The sequence below is a fragment of the Pseudescherichia vulneris genome (genome assembly GCF_902164725.1).
Taxonomy (GTDB): Bacteria; Pseudomonadota; Gammaproteobacteria; order Enterobacterales; family Enterobacteriaceae; genus Pseudescherichia; species Pseudescherichia vulneris.
Map to the genome: position 1 here is coordinate 3,532,739 of NZ_LR607338.1, position 2,003 is coordinate 3,534,741.

Annotated in this window: 4 protein-coding genes; 3 read left to right on the top strand and 1 reads right to left on the bottom strand. The window is 54.0% G+C overall.

The annotated features are described in order from the left end of the window. Positions 1-163 precede the first annotated feature (163 nt). Positions 164-754 (bottom strand): helix-turn-helix domain-containing protein, encoded by a 591-nt coding sequence (locus FN633_RS14660; protein WP_154058212.1) that lies wholly within the window; start codon positions 752-754, stop codon positions 164-166. Between the two features lie 153 nt (positions 755-907). On the opposite strand from FN633_RS14660, the gene FN633_RS14665 reads away from it, so the two are divergent. From FN633_RS14665 to FN633_RS14675, 3 genes are all read left to right on the top strand, one after another. Next, positions 908-1,138: a hypothetical protein gene (locus FN633_RS14665; RefSeq protein WP_154058213.1), complete on the top strand. Its 231-nt coding sequence runs from the start codon at positions 908-910 to the stop codon at positions 1,136-1,138. Positions 1,139-1,277: 139 nt separating this feature from the next. After that, positions 1,278-1,472, top strand: a complete 195-nt coding sequence (locus FN633_RS14670; protein ID WP_042389160.1) for a hypothetical protein — start codon at positions 1,278-1,280, stop codon at positions 1,470-1,472. Then, a partial coding sequence (locus FN633_RS14675; RefSeq protein WP_154058959.1) for a DNA cytosine methyltransferase occupies positions 1,469-2,003 on the top strand: 535 nt, incomplete at its 3' end. The genes FN633_RS14670 and FN633_RS14675, both read left to right, overlap by 4 nt.

Sequence of the window (2,003 nt, forward strand, 5' to 3'; positions counted from 1 at the left end):
GTGATAAGCCCTGTAGGAGGGCGTTATGCGTTACCAGTGAGGTAATAATTATCCATATGTGATTGGTAGTCAATAGATATGAACATAAAAAATTACCCGAAAGGTAACATTTCAGGCGCAAAAAAACCCGCACATGGCGGGCTATCGTTTGATTTATATGAAATTATTCAGCGCTTCGTGCGCTCTGAACTATCACAAAATCGACATAGCTTTCGATCTTCGCCTTCTCGCCTTCCGGTAACAATGCGTAGCGAGGGCGGTCATAGTTGATGACGGTTGCGTCACCAGGGGGGATCAGCATTTCGTAGGCCCGGCGGCCGAACGCCCGGGCGATGGCTTCCAGATTGGCAATGGTGATGCTCACCTCGTTACGCAGCATGCGGTTAATGCTCGCCTGGCTGACGCCGGACGCATCCGCGACGCGCTGCTGAGATGACAGCTCCCGGTTCTGGCCCATCCACAACTTGAGGTTATGCGCTGCTACCAGGCCGATCTCTGACGTGTCGACGGAATCACGCACGTCGGCCTGTAGCGACAGGTAGTGATCCACGTCCAGCCAGTTACGGGGCTTGTTGCCAACGGCTTCTATCTTGCGTGCTGACGCATCACCAATATTCTTCTTTCCCGACGTCCAGCGGCTGACCAGGTTAGGCTCAGTTCCCATTCTTTCCGCCAGGCGAGACTGCACGCCGTTAAACTCACGGTCGATCAGGTCTTTTAAATTGTCGCGACGAATATCATGGATGCTTTTCATTGCAGGAAAATTTTCTCTTATATGAATGATTTGATGATTCTCATTATCGCGCATTTACCCCAGAGGTAAATGAACCTTTCAGGTAACATTCCTTGATTTTTATTACCGATTGGGTGAATATTTATTATCTGAAATAAATATCAGGCAATAGCTATGAGCGAGAACGCACAGTTTGATTTTAAAAAGGCCTGGCTGGCTCTGACGCCGGATGAGCGCGAGCGGTTTGCAGTAGAGGCCGGAACCACTGCCCATTACATCCAGACGCATCTGACCGGAAAGCGCAAAATGCCCGGCAAACGCGTGATGGACGGGCTTTACAGGGCATCCCGCGCCCGCAAATGGGTTCGCACTAAGCCCGAGCTTGTCACCTTTTTCTACTCCTGATCTCCCCTCTGACCGCCGCCCGGCGGTCTTTTCATATCTATTCGTACCGCTCAGGTAATAAATATCCATTTATGGTTGATCTTTTTTCGCTGTGAGTCGAAAATAGCCGATATCAATAGCAAAAAGTGAGGTCGCCAACGTGCAAATCATCACCCGTATGCAGGCCGCCAAAGATGGCCTGAACAAATACAACACCGGCAAACCGTGTCGGCATGGCCACCATTCCCCGCGCTACGTGCTTAACGGGACGTGCGTGCAGTGCGCGCTGGAGAGCGCCAACAAACACCGTAACGAGTTCTCCGAAGCGCTCAGGGCAGCTCAGGGGGCAGCATGAAGCCCGCTGCGTATTACAACGAAATCGATCCATACGCCGCCCAGTGGCTGCGGAATCTAATCGCCGGCGGTCACATCGCGCCGGGTGAAGTTGACGAAAGGAGTATTGAAGATGTCGCACCTGACGACCTGCGAGGATTTACCCAGTGCCACTTTTTCGCCGGGATCGGCGGATGGTCTCACGCCCTGCGCGTTGCCGGATGGCCCGACGATAAACCAGTCTGGACTGGCTCCTGCCCGTGCCAGCCTTTCTCCTCGGCAGGCAAAGGCGATGGGTTTGATGACGCGCGCCACCTCTGGCCGGATTTTGCCTGGCTCATCGGCGAGCGAAAGCCTGTCGCAGTCTTTGGCGAGCAGGTTGCAGCTGGTAACGCAAACGTCTGGTTCGACCTTGTACAGTCAGACCTGGAAGGAATGGGCTACGCCTTCGGGCTTGTCCCGTTTACGTCAGCGGGCATCGGTGCGCCGCACATCCGGGAGCGAGCTTACTGGGTGGCCGACGCCCACCTGCAACGTGAATCCTCAGCCGGAA

Excerpts from the sequence above, each read along its gene's own strand:
- FN633_RS14660 (WP_154058212.1), bottom strand. The coding sequence starts at position 754 with ATGAAAAGCATCCATGATATTCGTCGCGACAATTTAAAAGACCTGATC.
- FN633_RS14665 (WP_154058213.1), top strand. The coding sequence starts at position 908 with ATGAGCGAGAACGCACAGTTTGATTTTAAAAAGGCCTGGCTGGCTCTG.